The sequence below is a fragment of the Kitasatospora sp. LaBMicrA B282 genome, assembly GCF_050325825.1.
In the GTDB taxonomy this organism is placed as follows: Bacteria; Actinomycetota; Actinomycetes; order Streptomycetales; family Streptomycetaceae; genus Kitasatospora.
Window position 1 is genome coordinate 1 of sequence record NZ_JBNQTI010000397.1, and the last position, 578, is coordinate 578.

At 78.0% G+C, this 578-nt stretch carries 1 pseudogene; it reads left to right on the forward strand.

The annotated features are described in order from the left end of the window. Positions 1–540: pseudogene (locus ACQRUO_RS39650) on the forward strand (hypothetical protein); the annotation flags it as partial. Positions 541–578: the final 38 nt, after the last annotated feature.

A 578-nucleotide genomic window follows, 5' to 3' on the forward strand; every position in this document is an offset into this window, starting at 1 on the left:
GGTGCGGCCGCGCCGGTCCCCTCGCCGCCGGCGCCCCGGGCCGCCGACCCGGCGCGGGTCCCGGCCCCGGGCGAGCCGGCGGTGCTCGGCGTCACCTGCGGCCTGGTGCTCTGCGGCGAGACCAGCCACGCCGCCCTGGTGGTCGAACCGACCGGACCGGTCGGGCGGCCCGGCCAGGTGAACGGGACGGACGAGTTCCTGCCGCTGCTCGGCGACCACGGCTTCGGCCTGGTGACGGACGTGGACAAGCCGCCGGCCCGGGTGACGGGCTGGTCGGTGCTGGTCGCGATGGGCAAGCTGCACTCGATCCTGCAGCCCTCGGCCGTCGGCAACAGCGCCTGGTGGCAGGCCCATTCGCCGCTGGCGGTGACCGACCCGTGGCGGCTGGCGGCGGCCCGTCGGAACGAGGTGATCATGTTCGCGGCACCGGCCGGCTCGATCGGCCGCCAACCCCGCGAGGACCTGCTGCGCGCCGCCCTCGACCGCGCGGCCGCGCGGGGGGTGCTGGTCGCCGCCACCCTGCCGCTGGCCGGTACCTGAGCCGGACGTCGAGCGAGGCGCGACCCGTCCTGGACGGG